This is a genomic window from Lysobacter sp. TAB13 (genome assembly GCF_052113885.1).
In the GTDB taxonomy this organism is placed as follows: domain Bacteria; phylum Pseudomonadota; class Gammaproteobacteria; order Xanthomonadales; family Xanthomonadaceae; genus Lysobacter; species Lysobacter gummosus.
In genome coordinates this window covers 1-404 of record NZ_JBFRDR010000288.1, presented here as the reverse complement: position 1 = coordinate 404, position 404 = coordinate 1, and the positions used below count along the sequence as shown (strand labels likewise).

Genomic DNA, 404 nt, shown 5'->3' with positions numbered 1-404 from the left:
GTACTAGGCAAAAAAATCATTCCCGTTCTTGAAGACGGCGCATCCGATTGGCCGACCTTTGCAGAGAAAGCCCGCAAGCTCATCTCAGAAGATAAAGTAGCAACTGTATTCGGCGGGTGGACATCGGCAAGCCGGAAAGCGATGAAGCCGGTATTCGAGGAGCTTAACGGACTGCTCTGGTATCCGGTGCAATATGAAGGTCTTGAAGCTTCTCCGAACATCTTCTATACAGGGGCGACGACGAACCAGCAGATCGTGCCTTCCGTATCGTGGCTGCTTGAGAATCGCGGCAAGAAGTTCTACTTGCTCGGTTCGGATTACGTATTCCCTCGCACGGCAAACCTCATTATTAAAGAGCAATTGAAAGCTGAAGGCGGAGAGCTTGTAGGCGAAGAGTATACGCC

General features: G+C 51.0%; 1 protein-coding gene. It reads left to right on the top strand.

What is annotated here, in order from left to right; all coding sequences use genetic code 11:
* On the top strand, positions 1-404 hold a 404-nt coding region (locus AB4Y92_RS26210; RefSeq protein WP_441822281.1), incomplete at both ends, for a transporter substrate-binding protein.